Origin of the sequence: Kangiella profundi, from assembly GCF_002838765.1 — a bacterium.
Classification (GTDB): domain Bacteria; phylum Pseudomonadota; class Gammaproteobacteria; order Enterobacterales; family Kangiellaceae; genus Kangiella; species Kangiella profundi.
The window spans coordinates 980301-1007022 of record NZ_CP025120.1 but is presented as its reverse complement, the minus strand read 5'-3'; the positions used below and the strand labels follow the sequence as shown (position 1 = coordinate 1007022).

The 26722-nt window shown below is 42.8% G+C and carries 22 protein-coding genes; 8 read left to right on the top strand and 14 right to left on the bottom strand.

Features of this window, described 5'->3' with window-relative positions:
• Positions 1-30: 30 nt before the first annotated feature.
• From metF to metX, 4 genes are read right to left on the bottom strand one after another with little or no spacing between them, the layout of a single operon-like run.
• Entirely contained in the window at positions 31-957 is a 927-nt protein-coding gene (gene metF, locus CW740_RS04805) for a methylenetetrahydrofolate reductase (RefSeq protein ID WP_106646472.1), read from the bottom strand.
• Positions 954-3437, bottom strand: a complete 2484-nt coding sequence (gene metL / locus CW740_RS04800; protein ID WP_106646471.1) for a bifunctional aspartate kinase/homoserine dehydrogenase II — start codon at positions 3435-3437, stop codon at positions 954-956. The genes metF and metL overlap by 4 nt, the downstream gene beginning before the upstream one ends.
• Positions 3430-4608 (bottom strand): cystathionine gamma-synthase, encoded by a 1179-nt coding sequence (metB, locus tag CW740_RS04795; RefSeq protein ID WP_106646470.1) that lies wholly within the window; start codon positions 4606-4608, stop codon positions 3430-3432. The genes metL and metB overlap by 8 nt, the downstream gene beginning before the upstream one ends.
• Positions 4605-5627 (bottom strand): homoserine O-succinyltransferase MetX, encoded by a 1023-nt coding sequence (gene metX, locus CW740_RS04790; protein ID WP_227523898.1) that lies wholly within the window; start codon positions 5625-5627, stop codon positions 4605-4607. Before metX ends, metB begins: the two co-directional genes overlap by 4 nt.
• A 162-nt stretch (positions 5628-5789) precedes the next feature.
• On the opposite strand from metX, the gene metJ reads away from it, so the two are divergent.
• On the top strand, positions 5790-6086 hold the full coding sequence (gene metJ / locus CW740_RS04785; RefSeq protein ID WP_106646468.1) for a met regulon transcriptional regulator MetJ: 297 nt from the start codon (positions 5790-5792) through the stop codon (positions 6084-6086).
• Positions 6087-6137: 51 nt separating this feature from the next.
• Here the strand turns inward: metJ and cysK are convergent, their stop codons facing one another.
• Positions 6138-7085 (bottom strand): cysteine synthase A, encoded by a 948-nt coding sequence (gene cysK, locus CW740_RS04780; RefSeq protein ID WP_106646467.1) that lies wholly within the window; start codon positions 7083-7085, stop codon positions 6138-6140.
• Between the two features lie 285 nt (positions 7086-7370).
• Between cysK and CW740_RS04775 the strand changes: the two genes are divergently transcribed.
• Positions 7371-8375: a LysR substrate-binding domain-containing protein gene (locus CW740_RS04775; protein WP_106646466.1), complete on the top strand. Its 1005-nt coding sequence runs from the start codon at positions 7371-7373 to the stop codon at positions 8373-8375.
• A gap of 61 nt (positions 8376-8436) precedes the next feature.
• On the opposite strand, the gene CW740_RS04770 is transcribed toward CW740_RS04775, so the two are convergent.
• Both CW740_RS04770 and nadA read right to left on the bottom strand, forming a co-directional pair.
• Complete coding sequence (locus CW740_RS04770) at positions 8437-9375, bottom strand: class I SAM-dependent methyltransferase (protein WP_106646465.1); 939 nt, start codon at positions 9373-9375, stop codon at positions 8437-8439.
• 20 nt (positions 9376-9395) lie between these two features.
• The gene (gene nadA, locus CW740_RS04765) at positions 9396-10451 is read right to left on the bottom strand and encodes a quinolinate synthase NadA (protein WP_026309398.1); all 1056 of its coding nucleotides are present in this window, start codon (positions 10449-10451) and stop codon (positions 9396-9398) included.
• 147 nt (positions 10452-10598) lie between these two features.
• Here nadA and CW740_RS04760 point away from each other — a divergent pair, with 147 nt between their 5' ends.
• Positions 10599-12752: a prolyl oligopeptidase family serine peptidase gene (locus tag CW740_RS04760; RefSeq protein WP_106646464.1), complete on the top strand. Its 2154-nt coding sequence runs from the start codon at positions 10599-10601 to the stop codon at positions 12750-12752.
• A 7-nt stretch (positions 12753-12759) separates the two neighbouring features.
• On the opposite strand, the gene CW740_RS04755 is transcribed toward CW740_RS04760, so the two are convergent.
• The 3 genes from CW740_RS04755 to CW740_RS04745 form a co-directional block, all read right to left on the bottom strand.
• Entirely contained in the window at positions 12760-14085 is a 1326-nt protein-coding gene (locus CW740_RS04755; protein WP_106646463.1) for a saccharopine dehydrogenase C-terminal domain-containing protein, read from the bottom strand.
• A gap of 4 nt (positions 14086-14089) precedes the next feature.
• Positions 14090-15217 carry a M14 family metallopeptidase gene (locus CW740_RS04750; protein ID WP_106646462.1) on the bottom strand — a complete coding sequence of 376 codons (1128 nt, stop codon included), beginning with the start codon at positions 15215-15217 and terminating at the stop codon, positions 14090-14092.
• A gap of 184 nt (positions 15218-15401) precedes the next feature.
• On the bottom strand, positions 15402-16634 hold the full coding sequence (locus tag CW740_RS04745) for a TonB family protein (protein ID WP_106646461.1): 1233 nt from the start codon (positions 16632-16634) through the stop codon (positions 15402-15404).
• A 356-nt stretch (positions 16635-16990) separates the two neighbouring features.
• Between CW740_RS04745 and CW740_RS04740 the strand changes: the two genes are divergently transcribed.
• Both CW740_RS04740 and CW740_RS04735 read left to right on the top strand, forming a co-directional pair.
• Positions 16991-17680, top strand: coding sequence for a response regulator (locus CW740_RS04740; RefSeq protein WP_106646460.1), 690 nt, complete (start codon positions 16991-16993; stop codon positions 17678-17680).
• Positions 17677-19047: a sensor histidine kinase gene (locus CW740_RS04735; protein ID WP_106646459.1), complete on the top strand. Its 1371-nt coding sequence runs from the start codon at positions 17677-17679 to the stop codon at positions 19045-19047. The genes CW740_RS04740 and CW740_RS04735 overlap by 4 nt, the downstream gene beginning before the upstream one ends.
• A 151-nt stretch (positions 19048-19198) precedes the next feature.
• Here CW740_RS04735 and CW740_RS04730 read toward each other — a convergent pair whose 3' ends face one another.
• The 3 genes from CW740_RS04730 to dapA are packed head-to-tail and all read right to left on the bottom strand — an operon-like array spanning position 19199 to position 21810.
• Positions 19199-19876 (bottom strand): MBL fold metallo-hydrolase, encoded by a 678-nt coding sequence (locus CW740_RS04730; protein WP_227523897.1) that lies wholly within the window; start codon positions 19874-19876, stop codon positions 19199-19201.
• Positions 19863-20945: an outer membrane protein assembly factor BamC gene (bamC, locus tag CW740_RS04725; RefSeq protein WP_106646458.1), complete on the bottom strand. Its 1083-nt coding sequence runs from the start codon at positions 20943-20945 to the stop codon at positions 19863-19865. The genes CW740_RS04730 and bamC overlap by 14 nt, the downstream gene beginning before the upstream one ends.
• Positions 20929-21810: a 4-hydroxy-tetrahydrodipicolinate synthase gene (gene dapA, locus CW740_RS04720; RefSeq protein ID WP_106646457.1), complete on the bottom strand. Its 882-nt coding sequence runs from the start codon at positions 21808-21810 to the stop codon at positions 20929-20931. Before dapA ends, bamC begins: the two co-directional genes overlap by 17 nt.
• A gap of 174 nt (positions 21811-21984) precedes the next feature.
• On the opposite strand from dapA, the gene bcp reads away from it, so the two are divergent.
• Positions 21985-22452 carry a thioredoxin-dependent thiol peroxidase gene (bcp, locus tag CW740_RS04715; RefSeq protein WP_018625677.1) on the top strand — a complete coding sequence of 156 codons (468 nt, stop codon included), beginning with the start codon at positions 21985-21987 and terminating at the stop codon, positions 22450-22452.
• A gap of 22 nt (positions 22453-22474) precedes the next feature.
• Positions 22475-23896 carry a PhoH family protein gene (locus CW740_RS04710; RefSeq protein WP_106646456.1) on the top strand — a complete coding sequence of 474 codons (1422 nt, stop codon included), beginning with the start codon at positions 22475-22477 and terminating at the stop codon, positions 23894-23896.
• Positions 23897-23958: 62 nt separating this feature from the next.
• Here CW740_RS04710 and CW740_RS04705 read toward each other — a convergent pair whose 3' ends face one another.
• Positions 23959-25089: an AI-2E family transporter gene (locus tag CW740_RS04705; RefSeq protein WP_106646455.1), complete on the bottom strand. Its 1131-nt coding sequence runs from the start codon at positions 25087-25089 to the stop codon at positions 23959-23961.
• A gap of 132 nt (positions 25090-25221) precedes the next feature.
• On the opposite strand from CW740_RS04705, the gene CW740_RS04700 reads away from it, so the two are divergent.
• Positions 25222-26721 (top strand): M48 family metalloprotease, encoded by a 1500-nt coding sequence (locus tag CW740_RS04700; protein ID WP_106646454.1) that lies wholly within the window; start codon positions 25222-25224, stop codon positions 26719-26721.
• Position 26722 lies beyond the last annotated feature (1 nt).

The window sequence follows — 26722 nt, the reverse complement described above, 5'->3', positions numbered from 1 at the left end:
ACTTAGATGCTGGTGCTTGTCGCCAGCATCTTAACTCGCTGCTGCAAAACAATCCCTTCTGCCTAAGCTGTGACAAATCGCGTAGGTCAGATCTGCACGGTTTAGGGTATAAAAATGAAAGTTCTTAATACCCTCCTTGGCCAGTAGTTTTACCTGCTCGATGGCAATATGAGACGCAATCAATTGCCGGGTAATAGGATCCTGGTCAAGCCCCTGATACAGCTTATGCATCCATCCAGGAATCTCGACCTGAGTAAAACGAGCAAACTTCAATAACTGTAAAAAATTGGTAACTGGCAAAATACCGGGGATTAATTCCACTTCAACATTATCACGAACACACTTATCCCTAAGTCTTAGGAAATGTTCTGCATTAAAAAAGAACTGGGTTATCGCTCGATTGGCACCAGCATCCACCTTTCGCTTAAGGTTTTCAAAATCTGATTGAGCTGACTCTGCTTCTGGATGCACTTCGGGATAGGCGGCAACACTGATATCAAAGTCATACAGACTTTTGAGTTTCTTAATCAAATCGGTGGCATAGGTAAAGTCACCATTATGTTTATCAGAGTCATCAGGTTTATCACCACGTAAAGCAACAATATGACGAACGCCAATTTCCCAATAGCGGTGAGTAACTTGCTCAATTTCTGCCTCAGAAGCGTCAATACAGGTTAAGTGAGGCACTGCATTCAAACTGGTTTCAGTATAAATCTTTTCAATGACATCATGAGTACGTTCACGAGTACTGGCACCAGCACCATAAGTTACAGAGACAAAATCTGGCTGTAGTGGCTCAAGCTTCTTTATGCTCTGCCACAAAACCTGATTCATATCCTCACTACGTGGTGGGAAAAATTCAAAAGAAATATTAACGTTGCCAGAAAGGCTGGCAAAATCATTATTGATCCTTTCCAGTTCCTGAACATGTGAATACAAACGTTCTGCTCGATTCATGCAACACTCCTTAGTAAATCACAAAGGTCATTAAGAACGCCCGCAGCAGTAACTTCACGGCCAGCCCCGGGACCTTGTAGAATAAGAGGATTGTCCTTGTACCATTCACTGCGGATAGCAAACACATTGTCACAAGGGTTGAGATTTGCGAAAGGATGTTCCGGTTGGATAACTTCTAACTTCAGGGTCAGCTCCTGTTTAGTTAACGTCGCAATGTAACGAAGCAATCCACCTTGGGATTTTGCCTGCTGATACAGTTCAGCATAGTACTTATCAACTGCGGTTAAGTTATCCCAAAATTGGGGCAAGTCACCCTGAAGTAAGGAATCAGATAAAGCTGGTTCAAAACTCTCTCTTGCATTAAGGAAGCCCGCCTCTCTTGCTAAGATTCGAATTTTGCGAATAACATCATTACCCGATAAGTCTTCGCGGGGATCTGGCTCAGTAAAGGCATTATTCTTGGCCTCAAGGAGTAACTCAGAAAAGGCTTTTTGACCGTCAAACTGCCCAAACAACCAAGACAGCGAACCTGAAAAGATTCCAGAAATACTGAGTATCGTATCGCCCGCTTCCTTTAGTTTCTTGATGCTTGACTGGATAGGAATACCTGCACCAGCTGTAGTGTTTTTAAACCACTTACGATTTTTTTGCGATTGAATTCGCTCAATATGACTGGCTAGCTTATGATCCGATGCTGCAATTTTATTGGCAGATATAATATGCCAACCACTATTGGCAAACTCTGTATAGAGGTTTGCAATTTCTTCACTGGCAGTAAGATCAATAACAACCAGTTCTTTATTTGAATAACTATTTAAGGCCTTTAAGAGTTGATTATTAAGATTGCTCTCTATGAGGGGCTTATTATCACAAGATCTACTCTCAGTATTATTATCATCTTCAAGTAATTCGATGGTATCTTCATGACGAGTTAAACAATTCTTGGACAATACGTAGTGTCGGCTATTGGCTACTGCCAATAAAGACAATGACTGATTAAGCGATGATTCAATTTCAGACTTGTTATCCTTTAAGATCCGTAAAAACTGTTTACCAATATTGCCATAACCCAGCACAACAATAGGTATCGAAGGTTCTCGTTCAAAAAAGGTGTCGTGCAAGTCATGCAATAAAGTAATAGCCTGCTCATCCTCTATCAAAACGCATAAAGTATGAGCATTAGCGGGATAGTGAATCTCTTCTATAGAATATCGCTCAAGTCGCTCAATGAATTTGCTGATTACTTTATGATTCTGGCGAATACCCTGGCCTACCAAACTAATCAGTGAAAGGTTGTTTTTTTCAACGATAGGATAGAACTGAGCCGCCTGTATGATAGAAATGCAATTAAAGCGATCAGATTCAGCCACATAAAATGTCAACCTATCTAAAGTCCGATCAAAATTACTGGCATAACTGGCAGTCTGATTCAGCAGTATTTTCTGCTGAACAGTTCTCGCACTGAGCTCATTAATATTATTGATAACGATACGTACCAGTGCCTGTTTAGCCGCTATCGTTTTAACCTGTCCAAAACTGGTTGGATGCTGTGTTATTTCTGTGCCGACGGAAGAATTTAGGAATGAGCTTTTTATTGAGGCGCTGGTTTTGTAGGTCAAAAGTGGGGTGACTGTTTTTTGGTGTAGAACATTAGCACCCAGCTCTGAGATTGCCTGCGCCTCACATAAAGACAAGTGTTCAACTCTTTGTGCGTTGCTCACAATATTCGGATCGGCAGTAAAAATACCATCCACGTCGGTCCAAATGGTAACAGAATTGGCCTGCACCAGTTGTGCAATCGCAGTCGCGCTATAGTCGCTACCGTTCCGTCCTAAAGTGATGAGCCTACCGTTGTTATCGCTGGCTATAAAACCGGTAAATACAAACCGAGTGTTGTTACAATCTAAATGATCAAGAAATGATTCATACAGACTGGAAAAATTAACTTCGGCAAATTGCTCATCAAATTGATTGTATTCATGAAGTGACGTTAGCTTGAGATAATGACTGGCATCAACAGCCTGCGCATTGCATTGATAACCTAACAGTAATTCGCTAATTAGTCGGGCTGACCACTTTTCACCAAAAGCTAAAATGCTATCGGTTGGAACAGGAATCTGCTGAGACAGTTCCTTTATTACTTCGAAATCTTTGCTGAGTTGCTTTAAAAAACTATCACTATCAATGGGTAACTCTGAAGCTAGTTGCTTAAAGTATTCTACCAGCTCTGGTATCGAGTGATGCCGGCCATGTGCGACACTGATGAGTCGATCCGTCACATCTCCATTGGCAGAAACGACAATAATATCTCCTGGCCTGGTTTGATTTACAATAATGTCGCAGACTTTCTCTAATTGTTTACTGGTAGCCAAACTGGAACCGCCAAATTTATGCACATTAATGCCTAAATTTTTATAATTTCTAGATAGAGAAATATCTTCGCTATAGGTTTCTGCCTTTATCTGAACCTTCTCAGCCATGTTGCTCACCCTTTAACACTTTAATTTGAGATCGTTTAAATGCACTCGCTAAATCTTTAATCAGGTCAGTGGCTTCTTCTATGCCAACCGAAAGCCGTAATAAGCTACTGCTGATACCGGCGGTTTGACGAGCCTTCTCATCCATTGCTGCATGAGTCATGGTTGCAGGATGACAAATCAAACTTTCAACACCTCCCAAAGACTCAGCAAGAGAGAAAAGTTTCAAGCTGTTAACAAAGGTTCTTAAATTGGCGCGCTCAAGATCCAGTTCAAAAGACAACATGGCACCAAAGCCACTTTGCTGCTGAGCGGCGATTGTGTGAGTTGGATGAGATTTCAGACCGGGATAGCAGATGTGTTTAACAAGCGACTGTTGTTGCAAAAACTCAACTACTTTGTGGGTATTTTCCTGGTGCTGACGAATTCGAACAGAAAGAGTACGCAATCCTCGGCTGGTGATAAAGCTATCAAAGGGCGATCCTGTAATCCCAATACAATTTGCCCACCATGCAAGTTGCTCATAAAGCTCCTGCTCTTTGGCAATAACTGCACCGCCCACCACATCACTGTGTCCATTGATATATTTCGTTGTCGAATGAACAACCACATCTGCTCCAAGTTTCAGTGGCTGTTGCAAAACCGGCGATAAAAATGTGTTATCGACAACTTTAATCACATCATTACCGGCCAGTTGGCAGAGCTTGTTAATATCTACCACTCTTAGTAAAGGGTTACTGGGCGTTTCAATCCAAAGTAATTTTGGTTTTCTTTTTAAAGCCGATTTGAAACTCTCTTCACAACCCTGATCGACAAACTGAACTTCAAACAAACCTTTTTTTGCGAGACTATTGAGCAGACGATAGGTGCCCCCATAACAGTCGTGTGGCGCAATGATCAGATCGCCTTTATTTAGCAGGTGGGTAACCAGATACACCGCTGACATGCCGCTTGAAGTAACAATTCCACCGGCACCAGACTCAAGCTCGGCTAAGGTTTCAGCTAAAGTATCGCGGGTTGGATTACCTGAGCGGCTGTAGTCATAGCGTCTTGGTTGTTCTAGATCAGCAAAGGTATAATTTGAGGATAAGTATAAGGGCGGAGTAACCGCCCCAAACTGTTGATCCGTTTCAATTCCTGAACGGACGGAGATTGTTTGATTGGTGTGTGTCATCGTTTGTTCCTCAGAAATGGAGTGATACTCTCGGTTAGCTGCGAGGCTTCCAGAAGAAAACCATCGTGACCGAAGTATGAATTTATTTTTTTGAATTGAGATTGGCCGCTACATAAATTTGCAGTCTCTTTGATTAGATCAGCAGGCACTAACTGGTCACTATCGATTCCAATAAACAAAGCATCGGTTACGACCCCTTTGGGATCGACTTTGTGTAAATCTATGGATTGGGATAAACATCGATAACGTTCAATATCAAACTTAGCGGCAAACTTATCGCCCTGATACTTCAGATAATTGATTAATTCATTGCTGAAATTTTGCTGTTCAATGATCCTGTTTGAATTGAAGCGACTCTCTAGCTCTTGCTGACTGCGGTAACTGATAAAGCCTAATTGGCGAGCAATCGAAACTGCTTCTTGAGATTTTCCAGAGCTGACCCCAAGTTGGAGAATTTGCTGCTGAATCTGGCGCTGTGCTATCGAGGTTTGTGTATTAGTATGAGCCGCTGCGATACAAACCAGCTTGTGGAGTTTTTGTGGAAAGAGATGCGCAAAAGCCAGTGCTACCATTCCGCCATAAGAACTACCGATAATAGCCTCTAAGTGCTTTATATCTAGATTTGCCAAAACTTCACTGATGACTCTGGCCTGATCGAAACTTGAAATTAAGCTAGGGCGCTGCTGATCATTATTGACAATGTAATCCACTCCAATAACTTGGAACTGCTCTAAATCCAATGGCTTTCGATGACCAAATAAGTCAGCCCACCACTCGTGGATATCACGGGAAGATGAAATCCCACCAAGCACAACCAATGCTGGCCTATCGTTTGCGCCATAACGGTTGTAATGAACCGAAATGTCACTCAGATTTCCGCCATGCAATAAATCTAAATGTTCTATAGAGACAGTGCCGGCTTCTATAAAACCGGCACCTGCCTCTAAACTATTGGATAAAGGATTCCACCTTTCCTCAGAAGTTATGTTTTTTTGTTCTACTGCTTGATTGGTCATCATTTACCTCTTAAAGGCATAAACCTGGTATGGAGCATGCCAGAAAAATAAAGACGTTTAGACGTCTATATGGCCAATATATTCTTTTAGTAGAATGAAAGTCAAGATGTTTAGAGGGCTGAAAAGAATGTATAATAACTACATCGAATAAGACACGAGGTATATATGGCTAAAGATTGGGACGGAAACTTTATCAATCCATACGTAGAACACGGCGAAAAAAAAGATAAAGTAAAAAAAATAACAGTATCGATACCCTTCTCGGTACTTAAGATATTGACCGATGAAAGAACCAGACGTCAGGTCAACAATCTACGACATGCAACCAATAGCGAGTTACTGTGTGAGGCATTTTTGCATGCCTATACCGGACAGCCACTGCCAACCGATGAAGACTTAAGAAAAGATCGTGATGATTACGTTTTAGACATGGAAGCTCAAGGCAAGAAAGTTAAGAAGTAATAGTTTCGTAATCACAATAAATGAAAGCAGGAATTGTTCCTGCTTTTTTTATTAATTCAAAATCTCATCATCACTACCTTCATTGATTCCTTCGAACAAGAAAGTACTCATGTAGCGCTCTCCTGTATCTGGCAACATTGCCAATATGGTGGCCCCATCCTCTGCATCCTTCGCAACCTCAAGCGCAGCCGCAAAGGTTGCACCTGCGGAGATACCACAAAAGATTCCCTCTTTTTGTGCCAAGGATAAGGCTGAGTCACGGGCCAGGACATCATCAATAGGGATGAGGCGGTCATAGATATCCTGGTTCATCACATCCGCGATAAAATCAGGCGTCCAGCCCTGAATTTTATGAGGTTGCCATTCTTTACCAGCTAACAAGGAAGCTCCTGCAGGTTCAGTGGCGATAATCTTAGTTTCTGGCCGTGCAACTTTAAGAACTTCCCCAACTCCAGTAATAGTGCCACCAGTTCCATATCCACTTACAAAGTAATCCAGTCTTTTGCCCGCAAAGTCCTTGAGTATTTCTGGAGCTGTGGTATTTCGATGGTAAGCAGGATTAGCTTCATTCTCAAACTGACGAGCTAGGAACCAACCATTTTTATCAGCCAGTTCTTTTGCCACACGGACCATACCAGTTCCACGCTCAGCTGCTGGTGTCAGAACAACCTTGGCGCCCAGTGCTCTCATGATCTTTCGCCGCTCAATTGAGAAGGTTTCCGTCATTACAGCGACAAATGGATAACCCTTAGCAGCACATACCATGGCTAATGCAATACCAGTGTTGCCAGATGTAGCCTCCACTACTGTCTGCCCAGGCTTTAACAACCCCTTCTGCTCGGCGTCATTGATAATCGCAAAAGCCAGGCGATCCTTGACGGATGCTAATGGATTAAAAAACTCTGCTTTTACATACATGCTGACATGTTTCGGAGCCAGACTATTAATTCGAATGATCGGTGTATTACCAATCGTATCCAGAATGGAGTTGTGAATCATGAATAAAACCTCTATACAAATAACCTTCAGTTATTTATCTCAATAAAAACTGAAAGTTAAGCTCTACTATTAAAAAATAACTTTACCACTTAGATAAAAAAAGATGCTACAAATCTAAGCATATTAAGGTTTGTAAGCTAATTGTTTTTCATTATCCTCTAATAACCTGCGGTTATAAAGAAGCAAAATAAATTTGCACAATATATCTGAAGGATATATAAGATATTGCCTTTGAGCATAATCCGTGTTAACTTTCTCAGCCATTTAAACATTTAGACGTCTATAATGAAACTACAACAGCTAAAATATTTAATCGCTATTGCAGATAATAACCTGAGCATAACCAGCGCAGCTCAGAAAATATTTACTTCTCAACCCGGAATCAGTAAACAACTACGCCTGCTTGAGGATGAATTACAAACAAAAATATTTGAGCGTAATGGTAAACAGCTAGTAGGAATAACACAGGTTGGTAAAGAAATATTGGCTCGTGCTAGAAAGGTTATGCAAGAAATTAATAATATAAAGCGTCTATCAAGTGAAATTAGTCAGGAAGACACTGGCTGTTTTTCGATTGGCACTACTCAGACTCAAGCTCAGTACGTTTTGCCACGTACATTCTCAACTTTCCATAAAGAATACCCTGGTTTGAAAATTGATCTACATCAGGGAACAACAGAGCAAATCATTGAACAGCTCAACAAACAGGAAATTGACTTTGTAATAGCGTCAGGCAGCGTTGAACTTGGGCCAGATATTGTTCAGATTCCTTGTTACCAGTGGGATAGAACAATATTGTTCCCTCAGGACCATGCACTTGGTGACCTGAGAAAAATATCCCTTGAGGATCTGGTTCAATATCCGCTTGTGACCTATAACTTCAGTGACAAGGCTTCTTCCAGTCTATTGCGTGCTTGTAAAGAACAAAAACTAGAGCCAAATATCGTTTTCACAGCTCGTGACGCTGACATAATAAAGACCTATGTTCGGAAAGGATTCGGTGTTGGGATAATAGCCAGCATGGCCTACGACCCAGATCATGATAAGGACTTAATCAGCTATTCGACACGAGACATGTTACCTAAGTGCACTACTTGGCTTGCGTTTAATAAGAACCTGTTCTTAAAACAATATATGAAGGACTTTATTGAGCTATTTGCTCCGCATATTTCACAGCAAGAGTTAGTCCGATATTTATATAGTGAGCATACCTCATCATCCGAGCTGTTACACCGGTTCCAAACTAAAGATAGTAAGATAACGAAGTTTCAGAGAGTGGTTTCAGCATAGGCTGCACCCTGTTCAGTGCAGCACTATGTGTTATCAACATTAACAATTTTATTGAAAGAAATTACTGGGCTGCCGGCTTGACGAATTTTAAAGTCATACGATCGCTCTCTCCAATTTCCAGATATTGCTCTTTGTTTTCTTCACCGAGACGCAGGCTAGGTGGCAAAGTCCATACTCCTTTAGGATGATCGGTAGTATCTTTTGGGTTAGCATTAATTTGCGATCGCTCAAGCAGTTTAAAACCCGCCTCTTCTGCCAAATCAATGACGAATTTTTCATGCATATATCCCGAGCTTGCTTGTTCGTCCTGCTCCAGTCTTGTTGCCAAACGGTGCTCTACAACACCTAGCATGCCACCTGGCCTTACAGCATCATGCATTAGCTTAAATGCATTTAATGCTTCCTCACGACCACCACGCATCCAGTTATGCACATTACGGAAAGTAACTACCACATCAGCACTATTGGCAGGAGCAATTGGGTTAGTAGACTTGGGATCGAATACAGTCAATTCAACATTAGAATAAAGCTCTGGGTTCGCCGCCAACTTGTCTTTGAATCCTTTAAGACTATTCTGGTAATACTCAACCTCCGAGTTAGGGTCAAAGTGCGCTGCATAGAGCTTTCCTTCTTTACCTAACCATGGGGCAAGAATCTCAGTATACCAGCCGCCACCAGGCGATACCTCAACAACAGTCATGCCAGGACGGATTCCAAAAAACTTAATCGTTTCGGCAGGATGACGGTACTCATTCCGAGCTTTATTCTGCTCACTTCTATGATCACCCTCAATAATGGAAACTAATTTAGAGCCTGTAGTCTCTTTTTTGTCAGCTGTTGCTTCTGGCTTGGCTTCGGAGGTGGTTTCCTGATTAGCCGCACCCTGTTTAGATTCTACGGCAACCAGCTGGCTCTCAGACTTCTCATTCTGCTCGTTACAGGCACTTATACTTAGAGCCGCAAAAATTGCTAAGGTTACTGCCTTGATATTTGCTTTCATGAATTCCCCTTTGGTCTATGTTAAATATTACTTTTAACGTTCGCTTGAATATCGTTAGCAAAATTTACCATTTTCTGTAAGGGGATCAATGCTTTTTCAGCTAAATCGTGATCAACAAACACTTCATTGTCGTCTTGCTCAAAGACCTGAGATAACAATTGCAGGACATTCATCTTCATCCAGGGGCAGTGTGCACAGCTACGGCAAGTTGCTCCCTCGCCTGCTGTTGGTGCAATGATTAGCTCTTTTTCAGGAGCTGCCTGCTGCATTTTATAGAAGATGCCTTTATCGGTAGCAACAATAACCTGCTTCTGAGGAAGTTCTTTAGCGGCTTTAATCAGTTGCGATGTTGAACCAACAAAGTCAGCCAGATCAACAATCTTTTGGGGCGATTCTGGATGTACCAGCACTGCTGCTTCTGGGTACAAAGCCATAGTTTGCTCTAAAGCTTTGTACTTGAATTCATCATGAACAATACAGGCGCCTTGCCACAACAACATATCAGCACCAGTTTTTTGTTGAATATAGCGCCCCAGGTGCTTGTCAGGCCCCCAGATTATCTTTTTCCCCTGCTCGGCCAAATACTCAAGAACATCTACGGCAATACTTGAAGTCACAACCCAATCGGCACGTGCTTTAACAGCAGCTGAGGTATTTGCATAGACCACCACTTCTCGGTCAGGGTGCTGATCACAAAACTCACTGAATGGTTCAATTGGGCAGCCTAAGTCCAATGAGCAGGTTGCTTCAAGAGTTGGCATAAGTACACGCTTTTCAGGACTTAGGATTTTGGCCGTTTCACCCATAAACTTAACTCCAGCAATAATTAAAGTATCTGCTGGATGACGAGCTCCAAATTTGGCCATTTCCAGGGAATCACCAACAAACCCCCCAGTTTCTTCAGCCAATGCCTGAATTTCAGGGTCAGTATAATAATGAGCAATCAGCACAGCGTTATGCTGAGCCAATAACTCTTTGATTAGCTTTCTATGATGTTCTTTTTCATCAGTAGAGAGTTCAACAGGAGGCTTTGGGAATGGAACATCAATTTCGATGGGCGCTACAGTTTGATTCATCGCCATATCTGGTATTGCAAAGTGGTTCGATCATTATATAACACTTAGCATCCAACTGATAAATCTTTTATAGCTATTTGGTTTTGCATTAAAACTGGCTGTTGGTACAATCAATTCAACTTTTGCCATGCTCCATACAAGGACTTTATGCTTTTTACCGCACCAATCAAGAATACCAATCAATCGCTGATTAGGCGCACTAAAGCTATCCTTGTCGTACCAGCTTTGCTGTCCGCTTTGTTATTGAGCTCCTGTTCAGAAGATGAAACACCAGAGCAGCTACCTGTCACCAAAGTTTCATTGCCAAAGAATCCCACTCAGGATTACGACTATCTTCTTAATGGTGTGCAGATTGATGATAATTATATGTGGCTTGAGCAAAAAACGCCGCAACGCACAGATTGGCTGGAACAGCAGGCCGAACTGTCCAAGCAATATTTTTCCAGACTGGATCAGGGGATCGAAGCATTTAAGCAAGTTGAAAGTGCTGTAGGGCGCAAACTCCCCCAACAGTTCATCAATCTTTATTTCTACATCAAAGAAGATCCTGCCACCCTTGAGAGCAGCATCACTGTATATGACACGATCAAGGAAATAGAAACTGAGCTTGGAACATTACCAATTGGCATGACTGCTGTATCGACATCACTGTCACCTCACGGACGATATCTAGCAATTCAGACGGAAAACAGTCAGCAGCAATACCGCTGGCTAATTTTTGACCTTGCAACAAAACAATTCGATAGCTACCGCTTACCTGCAACCCATATTCAAACCCAGTTTAACTGGCTTTCAGGACACAATCGCTTTATCTATCAAACCGATCACCAGTTGTATTATCAAAACCTTGGCCAGGGGCCTGATTTCAGCCAGGTTCTATTTGATTTAAACCAGCACATTGAAACAACAGAACTCTGGAGTATCAGTACTCAACTTACTCCAGACGGCCGATATCTAGTGATAACTGCCAAACATCTGGTTGATACATCTGACATGGTTTGGGTTATTCCGATAAGCGAATCTGGTAAGTTGTCAGATGCCATCAATATTGCAAAAAATACTCGAGCCAGCCTGAACTTTGTTGGCAATATCAATGAAACTTTTTATTTTCATACCAACCTGGTAGCACCTCGCTGGCGCATCATATCGATCAATCTTAAGCAACCATCTCGCCGTGACTGGAAAGAAGTCATTGGTCAGGAAAATGAACTGTTACTTGGTGCCCAGCTAATAGAGAATCGCTGGTTATTACAATACCTGAATAATACTCAGCAAAAGCTCTATGTTGCACAGCTAAATGGTGGCTCCAGACAATCAATAGAAGTTAAGCCAAACAGCGAACTAAAACTGCAGCCAAGCACCCTCATGCAGAACGGGCAAAGGAGTATTCTTGCAACGGTAAATAGCTTAGCACACCCGGCAACCATTCACTCTGTGGACTTGAACCAAAAAGAACTTGCAGACTCGCCACTTCCTATTGAGAAGATAGGAGATATTGTAAGCGAAACGGTATTTTATCGGTCAACTGACGGTAGCCGAATTCCATTGACGATAGCCTATCATGAAGACCTGCCTAAAAATGGAAAGAACCCTGCCCTACTTCTGACCAATCACGGTTTTGGACATATTCAAGAGCCATACTACCACCCGTTGTTTAAAGACTGGTTGGAGCGTGGAGGAGTCGTTGCAATTGCCCATATTCGCGGAGGCGGAGTTTACGGTGAAAGCTGGCGCCAATCAGTCAGCGGACAAAAGCATGCACGTGCGGTAGAAGATATTGTGAGCGCCGTTGACTGGCTGGCGGATAATAATTTTTCTAATAGAAAGCAAACTGCAGCATATGGTGAGGGTTTTGCAGGCAGCTTGTTAATGGAGGCCGCCATCCATGCTCCACAGAACTTCAGTGCCATCGCACTCAAGGATTTCGAAGCCAATTATCTCACTATGCTTGAGTCTGAAGACCCTCATTGGATGAAAGAATTTAATCTCAAAAACGACGAAGCTTCCACTGAATGGTTTTTAGCGGTGAGCCCCTATCACCGTCTAACAGTAAAAAATTATCCAGCAGTTTTAATTATTGATGATAGTAATGAGCCTAATGTTAGTCATTACAAAACATTAGCAAAATGGCAAAACCTTCAGCTCTCACAAAGCCCGATATTATTACTTAATAAGGGAATTGCTGAGGAGATAACGGAAGAGAAAAACTTTAGTCTCATTACTCAAGAAGCTGTAAGGCAATTCCTGAGTAATGAGTTAAGAGCAGCGGATACTGAACCAAACAACAATTCAGCTCAGTAAATTATAACTAGTAGTCCAGCTCACTCAAAAATGAAGAGTCAGCGTCCATGACCTGCTCTTTACAAACAACGCCTTCCTTTTCAAGCAAATCAAGTATTGGAGCATAAATGTCTTTAGTCATTGGAAGAACAAGACCTTTACGAACGATTTTGCCGTCTGCAATCAGTTGACAGGCTATTGCCGCTGGATATCCAACTGTTTTAGACATGGCTGAATAGCCCCCAACCTCACCAAACTCCTGAAGCGTTGAAGCTATGTGATAACGACTACCGTCAGTTTTCTCGATTTCAAACTTGTGTTGCAATAACACCATATCGACCTGACCTTGACTGTAGCCTAACTTCTTAACTAATAGACTACAGAATGCATCGATAGGACCGACATGTTTTCCCACGCTCTGTTCTGAAAAACAACCAAGCCATTCGAGTCCATCCCATGCAGATTCAGAAAACTGATCTTTCAGTTCATCTAAACTGCTTACATCATTTAGTCTGCAAACATAGTCGCTCCAGGCAGAATCCTGCATAGCAACACCTGACTCTGAGTCCAGCAAATTCAAATCCTTGGCGGCCTGAATAATTTCACAAAATCCAGAATAGCGGAAAGTGCCTCGAATAATATTTTGAGCTTCAGGAATACCGTAAATTTCCTGATAACCTGTAGAGTCGCGATTAGGATAGCCTTCAAGATCTAGATCGTTTGCCTGCAATGGTTTTGCCCACTTAAGAAGCTCTTTAGCAACCACTCTTTCAACTTTGCCGTTATGTAAGAATAACGCATCATTAAGAAGTGCTAATAAAACGCCTTTCGGAGCCCATGAAAATTTATAGCCTAACGGATTATCATTATCCTGTGGTGATGGAAGACCGCCACACCAGGAAACAAAGCTGATAACTTTTTCATTGTTAGCATGTGCCTGGTCGATAATCTTCATCGCACTCAAGTGATCAATTCCGGGATCGAGGCCAATTTCATTTAAAATAGTAACACCTGCATCAACAGCCTGTTGCTTTAGCTCTCTCATGGCTGGTGATTCATAACTGGCCGTGACCATATTCTTTTTCTGGGCAATGGCTGCTTTTGCTATTACAGGATGTAGCGTAGCTGGCACTAAACTGACCACCATGTCATAGTCAGACATCAATAGTTCAATTTGCGCCTGATCAGTGACGTCTGCCTGAACAGCTTCTACACCGGAAAATTTATTCGCAAGAGCTTGAGCCTCTTCGAGAATATGACTGACAACCGTCACCCTGTTATCTGAGCGACGTAATAAATATTCAACTAAAGGTTCGGCAACAAAACCAGCGCCGAAAACTAAAAACTTTGCCATGCTACTACCTTAATTTTTTAACTAATTGATAGAGTGGATTGAGTAAAGTTTGGCCTAATAAATAACTACGATCTCCTGACCAGCCAGTTTGCTTATCAGGCAAATTGGCATTATCTTTAAATGGCATTTCAAGCGTTAGTGATAAACACTTAAACTCTTCGCCAACCCAGGCATTTGCCACTGTTAAATTTGCTTTGCCAGGCTCATCTTTATCGTAACCATACTCAGTCTGGAAGTCTGGATTTACCGACTTAAGAATTGAGCTGAACTCTTCTTCAAGCTGCTTAATTCGATCATCGTAACTTGGGATACCTTCACAAGCGGCTACAAAGACATAGGGCAACCCTTCATCGCCATGCAGGTCAAGAAATGCATCTACCCCGGTAGACTTCATTTTATTACGCACATGATAAACTTCTGGGCTTTTCTCAAGACTAGGATTTTGCCACTCACGATTTAAGTTGGCGCCAGCAGCATTCGAACGTAAGTTTCCGCGGATACTACCGTCAATATTCATATTAGGAACGATATAAAAAACCGCTTGCTGCAAAAGACTTTGTGCTAAGGCATCATCCTCATTAAGCAAGCGCTCAATAAGGCCTTCAGCACACCATTCCGCCATGGTTTCGCCTGGGTGTTGTCGTGCGGTTACCCAAATTTTACGCTCACGACTTTCATCACCAATGACCAGCAAATCAATATCATGCCCATCAACAGTTTGCCCTAACACCTGATGCTGACAAAGCTCTGAGTGTTGCGCCTGATGAATCAGGCTCAAATGACGCTGATAAGAATAAGGCTCGAAATAGGCAAAGAAAATCGTGGAGTGTTCCAGCTGATGGGAGAATGTAAGTCGTTTATCTGCATCAAACTTGGTGTGAACTCTAAACCAGAATTCCCCATCATAGGAAGCTGCAACCTGATAATCATTCCAGCCATCTACATAAGAGCAATCTTTGGCGTTCGTTATTTCGAAGTTATATGTTTTGCCAATTTCACCGTGTAACCGGAAGTGGAACCACTGTTTAAATTCGGAGTTAGAGTCATTTCTGATAGCCAGTTTAACCGCATTGTTATCACTGGCCTCAATTACCTCAATATTACCACTATCAAATAAGCAATTGATATTCATTATATTTTTACCTTAATTGTTTAATGAAAGGACAGATAAGCAAGTTGAGGTGCCATATTGTCCAGTTTCATCTAAAGTAAGCTCAAAGGGCTCAACCAATACTTGAACCGGTCAGATTCACATATCATAGTCAATATAATAGAAAGGGGCCATAAAGGCCCCTTTCACTAAAGTGTAGATGATTCTACATTTGTGGCGCTGGAATTGAAATAGGCAATGTCGTGTTAAACGTTTCTTCTGGCAACTCTTCTGGCATTGCAGGGTAAGGAACCGCATCAAATAGTGCGCTCATTACTGCATCATCAAGAATTTTCTCACCAGAGCTGCTTACCAGGCTACCACCTACCAGCTCACCGTCACGATCGACTTCCAGCTGAATGGTTACTTCACCATGGGTACGGCCTTTACGCGGATTCAATAGCGCTGACTTACCATGACGACGCATAATCTCCTGTACCGGATACTCAAAGAATGGAACATAATGTGCACGAATTGCAGAGTTATAACTTGCTCTCATCGCTGCCAGCTCTTCTTCGGTTGGACCGGCTGGTACTTCTTCAACTACCGGCTGCTTAATCTCAGGCTCAGGCTCTGGTTTTTTCTCTTCCTGCTGCTGAGCCTGTTGAGCTGCCTGTTGCTGTTCGCGCTGCGCTGCTAATTCAGCCTGACGTTGTCTTTCTTCTTCTGCGCGTCGCTGTTCTTCAGCTTGACGCTCTTGCTCAAGACGACGCTCTTCCGCTTCACGAGCTTTACGCTCCTCTTCTTCTTTAGCCGCCTGCGCTGCATTATCAAATAATGAAACACGTGACGGTGCAGGGTTAATTGTTGTGTACTTGGCCAAAAGATCTGAATAACCTACAGCTGATTGATTACCCAAAATAGCGTCTTTGAATTCTGAAGATGGTGGTCTTTCACCAACCCAGGTATTTAACATCAACGGGAAAATGGCTTCATCAACTGTATTCACAGTAGCACCGTTAATTTGAATGACAGTACCCTGACCTGGCACATAGTCAATATTAATAGTGTCACCCGCAGCGAGATCCTGACCAAGGCTATCTGCCAATTCTCGAACACCTTTTGCATTTTCCAGAACCACAGCAGCCTCGTTATTATTCTTAATTCTTTCGATCCAGAAGCGCTTTAGACGGCGGCCGGGCAACTGATCTGCCAAAACCTTGATCTGCATTCTCTTGATCATCGGAGAATTCAAGATTTCAGCTGGGTCATCTGATTTATTACTTAAGTACAAAGCATTAAGGAACCACTCTTGACGTAGCTCGCTGTGTACAGCAAGACCATTCAATTGCAGATTAGAACCTTGCACATTCACCTGTTCAGCAGCTTTAGCCAAACCAGCGACTCCCGATAACGCAACCAATAATAACGAAGATAAGAATAATGCTACTTTTTTCATATGTTTACAGCCGTAATGCGTGAAAAGATATTAAGAAAACTTAAGTGCCAAGAATGTTAAATTTTATGACACAGTTCATACTGTAAGAGATTAGCAGTTAAATGCAAGTATGACAATAACAAGCCTTTAGTCAACCGGTTGGGCAATATTTCATCATATAGTTTAAGGTTTAACTTATTGAAAAATATGATCATTTATTATGCGATAGCACACTTATCGCAATTTTGTGCTATTATCAGACCGAAAAAATCTAAAAATACTTTAGATATTTAAGCCAAGGCATTGACCTGACAGGCTATTTCAGGCAATTTAATGCCTACTTTTATTGGGTGTACTCTAAACAAAACTATAAAATAATGTCGCAAACTATATTACTTGTAGAAGATGATGACAAACTAGCTTCGCTGGTAGCAGAATTCCTTGAAAGCAATGACTATCAAGTGCAAATTGAAGCTAACGGCACGAAAGCTATAGATCTGATCATTGAACAGCAGCCAAGAGCTGTAATCCTTGATGTTATGCTTCCGGGTGCAGACGGTTTGACTGTTTGTCGTACTGTGCGGCCACATTACAGTGGCCCGATCCTGATGCTGACCTCTATGAGCGATGATATCGACGAAGTCGCAGGGCTAGAAACAGGCGCTGATGACTATCTTTCCAAACCAGTTAAATCAAGAGTACTACTCGCTCACCTGCGTGCCCTACTAAGACGTGTGGAAGTTTCGGAAACCTTGGAGTCAGGCACTGAATTTATTCATGCTGGTAAAGTTAAAATTAATCCACAAAACCGCACGGTCATTTCCGACGGTCAAGTTGTTCATTTAACCACCGCGGAGTATAACTTGCTCTGGTTACTCGCCGAGCGTTCTGGCGAGGTCGTAAGTCGCGAAGAACTGCATAGAAAAACCTTCCGTCTTGAATATGATGGCACTGACAGGAGTATCGACTTACGTATTTCTCGACTACGTAAGAAGCTAGGTGATGACCCTAAGTTGCCCTACATTATCAAAACAATACGTGGTGAAGGCTACTTATTAACTAAATGATAAAAAAGCTGTTAGCCCCGCTGTTAATTATTGTCGTTGCCAACATTCTGGGTGGCACTTTCATTTATTATGTCTATTTCCCCTGGATATATGATATTGGTGAAAAAGAAGTTCGCGACAGCATAACGTCTGACGCTCGCGAATTAAACTTTAGGTTATCCATACTTGACTATAACCACTCTCCTCAAACGATAGCTCGCGCAGAGTATGAACTAGAAACCAAGATAACAACCGAAAAGCTATCTGAATTAACCCTCGATCAAAACATTAAGGATGAGCTGAAGCAAAATCGATACCTGGTTTATATGCAAGGGAAAGAAGGTCCAATTGGATTAGTCATCCTTAATGATAATGAATCGGTTTTAGTTCTCGGCCCTTATGATGCTCCTTATTTTTATGTTTCAGTAACCGATTGGATTGTCTATGCTTCTGTATTACTGATGCTAAATGGTGGCTTCCTGTATGGACTCTATTACATAAACCAGAGAAACCTTCGCCCTGCTAGTTTCGCTCTGGATAAGGTGCAATTCGATGGACTGGCTCTAGACAGGAAAGAATATGCGGTTCAGGATCTTGCAACTAATATTCCTAAACTGGTTGAACATATCAATGACCTTCGTAAAGAGCATCAGCAAAGTCTCTATAATCAGCGAGATCTGATGCATGCTGTTGCTCACGAATTTAGAGGCCCTATGGCTCGCCTCAGTTTTGCTCTTGACCTGTTTAATGACAAAACATCAGACACTCGCCGCGAAAAACTAACAGATGACATGCATGATGCTCTGGACGAACTTGATGCATTAGTCAGGGAAGTCTTAGGCTATTCAAGGCTAAAGCATGGCCAGCATCCTTTACAGCTTTCAGAGTTCAACATCAAAGAGTTGGCTCAGGATGTTTGCGAAAAAGTTAAAACTATCCATAACAACAAGCAGTTCGTTATTTACAGTCAGCCGAATCAAGGCAGCACTCTGTATGCGGATAAGAACCTGATTGAACGCGCTCTTATCAACTTAGTTAGAAATGCAGCTCGATTCTCAATTTCTACCGTACAAATCAATCTGACCGAATACAACGACACTCTGGATATTCAGGTCGAAGATGATGGTCCAGGTATCCCACCCGGAAAACGAGAGAGAATCTTTGAACCATTCACTCGTTTGGACTTTAGTAGAAACCGAGACTCTGGAGGCGCAGGCCTTGGACTAGCAATCGCAAAGGGTATTATCACTCGTCACCATGGCAAAATTTGGGCAGAAGATAGTCGTATGCTCAATGGCGCACTCTTCACTATAAGCATGCCCTTAAAACAGCTGGATAGTAACGAAGAATCCTCTCAGGAAGATCAGAATAACGAAGCGTTAAGTTAGCAGGTTGTAAAGAAAAATTGCCTAAGCCGATTCGACAAGCCTGTTTGACTCCAGCACAAGTTCATGCCATTCAAACCCCATATCCTGCTCAGCGATTCTAATCTGTTCAACCGGCCAACCCAGAGTTTCTGCCAGTAAATCTCCTACCAGTTTAGGGCAATTGTTCTGCTCGCTCAGATGTGTAGCGATAACAAGCTGTAAGGCATCGAGGTCCATCTGTTTCAGTAACTCTATAGCCTGTCGGTTGCTCATATGCCATTCTTCCTGCTACGCGCTGCTTCAGACGCTCAGGGTAAGGGCCATTCCATAGCATCTCTTCATCATGATTACATTCGAGCAATATTCCATGGCAGGGCTTTAGTTGCTCTACAATTCTGGGGGTAAAGCATCCGAGGTCAGTAAGAATGGCGAGGGACAATTCATCTTGAGTAAAAAGAAATTGGCAGGGTTCACGCGCATCATGAGGAACAGATAGCGGCGTGATATCTAAGCTACCTATTGAAAAGGGGCTGAAGCCTTCAATTACATTATATTCAGGTAAGTTACCGCACTTGCCTGATAGCAGACTTCCTCGTGTTGCCCAAACAGGTATTGAGAACTTTCGGCTTAAAGCCCCCACTCCACTAATATGATCCTGATGCTCGTGTGTCACCAGAATCCCATCGATTTGCTCAGGCTTAAGGTTTATACGAGGTAATCGTTTCAGAACTTCTTTGACGGTGAAGCCACAGTCAACCATGACTGTAACTTCACCATTGGAAACTAGTGTTGCATTGCCTTTGCTCCCTGAACCCAGCGATGCAACTTTTAATCGACTACTGCTTTGCACGACTTTTGAAGCTTGCCGCAAACTCCGGGTAAATTCGAGTTACGATATTGGCATCAAGTAAGTTACCTTCATCATCTTTAAAGGTCATACTCACACCCGAAGTAGTCGTTTCAACAAGAATCTGATAATCACCCGGTTCCATCTCAACCTTTGGATTATCTTCGTCATCATTCCACAGCCATGCCCAGAAACCAGTTTCAGGTTCTTTGACATTAAAGTAGTAGATGCCAGCCGATTGATCTCTATCGGAAACCGTTAGATTTAAATCTTCCAATACTTTTGGCATTTGATCCCATACTGCCAGGAACTCGCGTTCAGCTGTAAGTGCAATATTCCCTTGCTGGTTGGTGCCAAGGTTCACGTTAATCGTTCCCTCTTCGAGAATACGCTGACGCGCTTCTTTAGTCCGTTCAGTGTCATAGTACCCAAGGAAAGCATTCAGAAACTGGCTAGCAACCGTCTTAGAAGGAGCCATTGCAGCCCATTTATCTTGAACTAAACGCTGACTCTCAGTATTACGGGCCTGAAGTGCTATTTCATTGGCATTTTGGCCAACAATCTCAAGAGTTAATCTGTGACGTTGTCCATCTAAGTTGTAGGAACCAATATAGTTCGCCAGAGTGGTTTCATCTTCATCAGTTATCCAGTCTGTAGTCACTTGCGTATCGCTAGATGATAAAACAGGAATATTTTTTTGATTCATGAATCGAGATACATAATTCATAAAAGAAGTATTCTGATGGCGAATCCAAACAGTTGGCTGGGCCTGCTCTGAATCTTCACGTACGCCATCACCACCAACAAGCAATAACTGTGGTGGGTCAAGGCTAAGTTTTTTTCCTTTTGCATCTCGGTTTGTAATGATGACACCTTCTGGCACACGGTAACGATCTTCAACGTCAATCTGCTCAGTAGCTGGCGGCACTTGCAATTCTGGACCTTGTTGACTGCGCATATAGCGATCATCTATATCCTCAGTGCCGTCTTTGGCAGAGAACCAGCTACAAGAAGAAATTGCAGCAATAGAACTTAAAATTAATAGTGTTTTATACTTATTTAATGTCGACATTCGCTTGTTCCAACGCTTGTAATACTTGTGAGTGATACTGCTCAGCTAATACGGTCAAAGGTAACAAAATAGTTTCCTCGCATTTACCCATTTTAGCCAATGCCCATTTAACAGGGATTGGGTTCGCTTCAACAAACAGATCCTGGTGTAAAGCTGACAGTTTGTCATTTATAACAGTGGCCTGTTTCCATTGCTCAGCTTTGGCTAACTCACACATTCTGCTCATCAGCGCAGGCGCCACATTGGCAGTAACAGAAATGACGCCATGACCACCCAGCTTCATAAACTCTAGAGCGGTAGCATCATCACCACTTAACAGGGTGATTGGAGTCTTGCAGACTCGATTTAGTTCCTCAACACGAGAGATATCGCCAGTTGCTTCTTTTATAGCTACTATATTGTTCAACTCAGCGAGGCGTGCAACCGTGTTAGGTTTTAGATCGCAGGCGGTGCGTCCCGGAACATTGTATAAGATAATTGGAAGCTTGGTATTTTCAGCTACAGTCTTAAAGTGCTGAAACAAGCCCTCCTGGCTGGGCTTACAGTAGTATGGCGTAACCACTAGAGCAGCATCAACTCCCATGGCTTCTGCCTGTTGCGTCAATGCTATCGTTTTCTTTGTGCTGATTGAGCCGGTGCCAGCTATAACAGGAACACGCCCGCCTACTTGCTTAACCGTCAGCTGAATTGCTGCTTGATAGTCTTTACTATCAACTGTGGCAGACTCGCCTGTAGTGCCCATAATGACGATACCGTGTGTACCTTCATTTATGTGCCACTCAATAAGCTCTTTTAACGCATTTTCATCTATTGAACCATCAGACTGCAAAGGGCTGACAATTGCAACAATGCTACCTGAAAACATGAATGATTCCTTTGGGCTTGCCCTTGTTTGCGGGCTATGTTAGCCAGCGAGCCCAGCAAAAACAAGCAAAATCACAAAAAAGGCAGGATTGCTTGCGACAATTTTTTTTCTGACGTAAAGTGATAATGAAAACGATAAAAACGACTCTCTATTAATCTTTTAAAGGAGGCTGATTTGAGCCAACCACAGCTTAATAAGAAAGCACCCAACTTCAAACTCCCCGCCACTGGCGACAAAACTCTTTCACTGGCCGACTTCAAAGGCAAAAACCTCGTCATTTATTTCTACCCCAAAGATAATACCCCTGGATGCACCACCGAAGGGCAGGATTTTCGTGACCATTTCAAGCAATTTCAGAAACATAATACTGAAATCCTTGGCGTGTCACGCGACAGTGTTAGAACTCATGAGAACTTTCGAAAAAAGCACGAGTTCCCTTTTGACCTTCTGTCGGACGCGGATGAAGAGATGTGTAAGGCTTTCGATGTCATAAAGCTTAAAAAGCTGTATGGCCGTGAATATATGGGTATTGAGCGTAGTACCTTCCTAATCGATGAGCAGGGTAAACTTAAACAGGAATGGAGAAAAGTCAAAGTAAAAGGCCACGTTGAAGAAGTATTAGAAGCCGTTAAAGCACTATAATAAACCACTTGAGAGGTGCCTCATGGTAAAAGAAAACCTGGACGGAAAACGTCTATTCGTATTGGACACGAATGTATTGATGCACGACCCCACTGCTCTGTTCCGCTTTGAAGAGCATGATATTTTAATCCCGATGGTTGTACTTGAAGAGCTGGACGCAGGCAAAAAAGGGGTTTCAGAGGTAGCTCGAAATGTTAGGCAAGTAAGCCGCTACCTAGATGATCTGCTCTCTGCTGCCGAAGAAGGCGAAGACCCCATGGTTGAGGGTATCCATATCGGCCTCATCCCTCAAATTCAAGATAAAAACAAACACGGCAAGATTTACTTCCAGACTAAAGAACACATAGACCGACTTCCTGACTCACTTCCCAGCAGCAAAGCTGACAACACCATACTTAACGTAGCTCTTGCCCTTCAGGCACGTGATGATGATAGAACGGTGACCCTGGTTTCCAAAGATATTAACTTACGAATCAAAGCCAATATCGTAGGCGTTCATGCTGAGGACTACTATAACGATAAGGTGCTGGATGATGTTGAACAGCTGTATACCGGCTATTACGAGTTGCCAGATGACTTCTGGGATACACATAGTCGAGATATTGACTCCTGGCAAGAGGAAGGTAAGACATATTACCGAATTCAAGGCCCACTAGTTTCCGAATGGTCTCTAAATCAATGTCTGTTCCAACCTCAGGATAACTTTGAAGCTATTGTGCGCTCTATCGAAGAAGAAGATGGTCATGCGACTGCCACTATTGAACTGCTCACAGACTATAGAAACGACAGTCATAATATCTGGGGAATAACCGCCAGAAACCGAGAGCAAAGTTATGCCCTCAACCTTTTGATGGATCCAGAAGTTGATTTTGTCACTCTACAGGGGCCGGCCGGTACCGGTAAGACGCTATTGGCCCTCGCTGCAGCACTTGAGCAGACTATTGAATTAAAACGCTACAAAGAAATTATCGTCACCCGCGTCACCGTTTCAGTTGGCGAAGATATTGGCTTCCTGCCTGGCACAGAAGAAGAAAAGATGACTCCGTGGATGGGCGCACTGATGGATAACCTGGAAGTGCTCTCCCCGTCTGATAATGATGAATGGGGAACCGCAGTAACCCACGACCTGCTTCGCAAATGGATCAAGGTCCGCTCTTTGAATTTCATGCGTGGAAGAACCTTCCTCAATAAATTTATCATTATCGACGAAGCTCAAAACCTTACTTCGAAGCAGATGAAAACACTGATTACTCGCGCAGGCCCTGGGACAAAAGTGGTGTGTATGGGTAATGTTGCCCAAATCGACACCCCATATCTGACGGAGACAACTTCGGGAATAACGTTTGTTGTCGATCGCTTCAAGAACTGGCCGCACTCAGGCCATATGACGCTTAAACGCGGAGAGCGCTCACGCTTAGCCGATTACGCTTCCGAACTGTTATAACCGATAGATATATAAAAAAGCCTCGTTTAATTCGAGGCTTTTTGCTTTATGGTTGTATTGAACTACTCACTCTCAGCAGGCTCAGGTGCCTCTAGCGATTTTTGTACTGGAGACTCATTACTTTGCCCTTCATCATGGAGCTGTAACTTATGGCCCTTTAATGCCGACAGGACTGCATTGACCAGAATTGCCAGTGGAATAGCAAAAAATACGCCCCAAAAGCCCCACAGGCCACCAAATAAAAGGATCGAGCCAATAATTGCAACTGGGTGTAAATTTACTGCCTCAGAGAAAATCAAAGGTACTAGTAAATTACCATCCAGAATCTGAATGATTAGATAAACAATCATCAAAATATAGAAGTCGTGGGTAAAGCCCCATTGGAAAAAAGCAATTAACGCCACTGGAATAGTCACCAGCGCTGCACCAATGTAGGGTATCAGAACTGATAACCCGACACAGACCCCAAGTAACAGGGCGTAATTTAAGCCCATGATCAGGAATGCAATATATGAAGCCGTTCCAACGATGACAATTTCCAGAACTTTACCGCGAATATAATTACCGATTTGCTGATTCACTTCACTCCATACAGCTTCGGCCAAATGTCTTTCCTGCGGCAGCCACTGGGTACACCAGCTAATAATTTGTCGACGATCTTTGAGAAAGAAAAACACCAGCAAGGGAACCAGGATAATGTACACCATCAAAGTGGCTACACTCATTAATGAGCTGACAGAGGCTGTTAAAATCGCTTCCCCCCATTTGGCTAACTCACTGTTTAAACTGGCAAAAAAAGCACTGACCTGCTCGGTGCTAACGAAATTGGGATATTTTTCAGGAAGTTCAAGAATACTCTCTCGAACCTTTGTCATGATATTTGGCAGTTCAGCAAATAATTTAGCGCCCTGCTCCCAGATCAGAGGTATTAAGCCAAATAATATAATTAAGGCCAAACCTATAAAACCAGCAAAAACAACAAGCACTGCCCAGATACGTGGGACGCCCTTCCTCCGCATAATCGAAACAACAGATTCTAACAAGTAAGCAAAAACTAACGCCCACAGGATTGGGGCCAGTATGTCGCCAACCGTAAGAATGATAAAAAAGCCTACAATCAGCAACATGCTAAGCACAATAGTTGCTGGGCTTGAGAAATTACGCTTGAACCAACGAGTAAAAATTGTCGTCATTGAAAATCCAGATTAGCTCAATTTTGTAACTCTGAGCATGATACACAGTTCGAGATTGAACTTTTACCACACAAGTCCCATCATATACAGTAACTAGCTTATGAATTTTGTCATACGACATCCAATCCTTTTATGAAAGAACCTAAAAAAGCGCGTCTATCAAAGCTTAACGCCTTGCTTGCTCTATCACTCAGCATATCTACAGCGCTTTCCCCAGTTATGGTAAAGGCCGCCAGCAATGACTTGCCCAAATTAGGGGAAGCAGCTGGAGCAACCATGTCCGTAGCTGAAGAGCAGATGATTGGCGACAGAATAATGACACAAATACGTCGAAGTCAGTACTTAATGAAAGACCCGCTGATTACAGACTATATCCAGCAGTTAGGCCATAAATTAGTCGCAGCTAACCCGGATGCCTTAGGCAGGCGCTTCCAGTTTTTCGTTATTCAGGAAAGCTCGATTAATGCATTTGCTTTGCCAGGAGGCTATATCGGCATCCACTCAGGGCTAATCACCGCTTCACAAAGTGAAAGCGAGCTGGCTTCAGTGCTGGGTCATGAGGTGGCGCATGTTACTCAAAGGCATCTGGCTCGACGTTTAGAGCAACAGGACAAAATCTCGATACCTACAATTTTAGGAGTGCTAGCCTCTGTTATTGCTGCCACGCAAGACCCGGAGGCAGGAATTGCTGGAATGAGCGCCACTCAGGCAGCCGCTCAGCAGAGTATTATTTCGCACACCAGAGACAACGAAGAAGAAGCCGATAGAATTGGTATTACCATGTTATCTAGCGCAGGCTTTGACGTTAGAGCCGCTGCCGATTTCTTTGAAACTATGCAACAGGCAAGCCGCTACACTCAGAAACCGCCAGAAATTTTGTTAACACACCCACTATCAAGAAACCGAATCGCGGCTGCCCGCGAACGAGCTCAACTTTACCCGCAGGTTGAACATCAAAACTCACTTGATTACCACTTGGTAAAAGCCCGGATTAAAAGTATCGACTTAGTTAACAGCGAAGATAGTTTTCGCTTGCTCGATCAGAAGTACAATCAAAAGCAGCAGAACTCGGTCGAAGATCGGTATCTTTATGCCGAGCTGTTAAAAAGCAGAGGCAAGACCCAAAAAGCATTATCAATATTAACTGACCTTTATCAGGAGTATTCAGATAATCATCTGCTGTTATTTACCCTCGCAGAAACCCACAAAGCCAATAAAACATCATCCGAAATTTTGCCAGAGCTGACTAAACAATTGGAAAAGACACCCGGCTCGACAAAGTTGCTTTTAGCGACTGCACAAATTTATCTGGACAACAAACAGCCTGAAGCAGCCGAAAAATTGTTGCTAAGGTATGTGGATGTCAATCGCCATAATCCTAATTACCTTTATATTCTGGCAGAAGCTCAGGCCCAGGCAGGCAGAACTCCTGAAATGCATGAAACTACTGGCCAATACCTATTATTGCTGGGTGATCTGAGAACGGCAAAGAAACACTTTGAACTAGCTCTTAATGGTACTTCGGAAGACCCCTACGCTCAGACCAGAATTCAAGCTCGGCTTGACGAGGTTAATAAAAAGATTCGTGAAATACTTACAGAAAATGCACGCTCAAGATTTACAACGGGCTAAT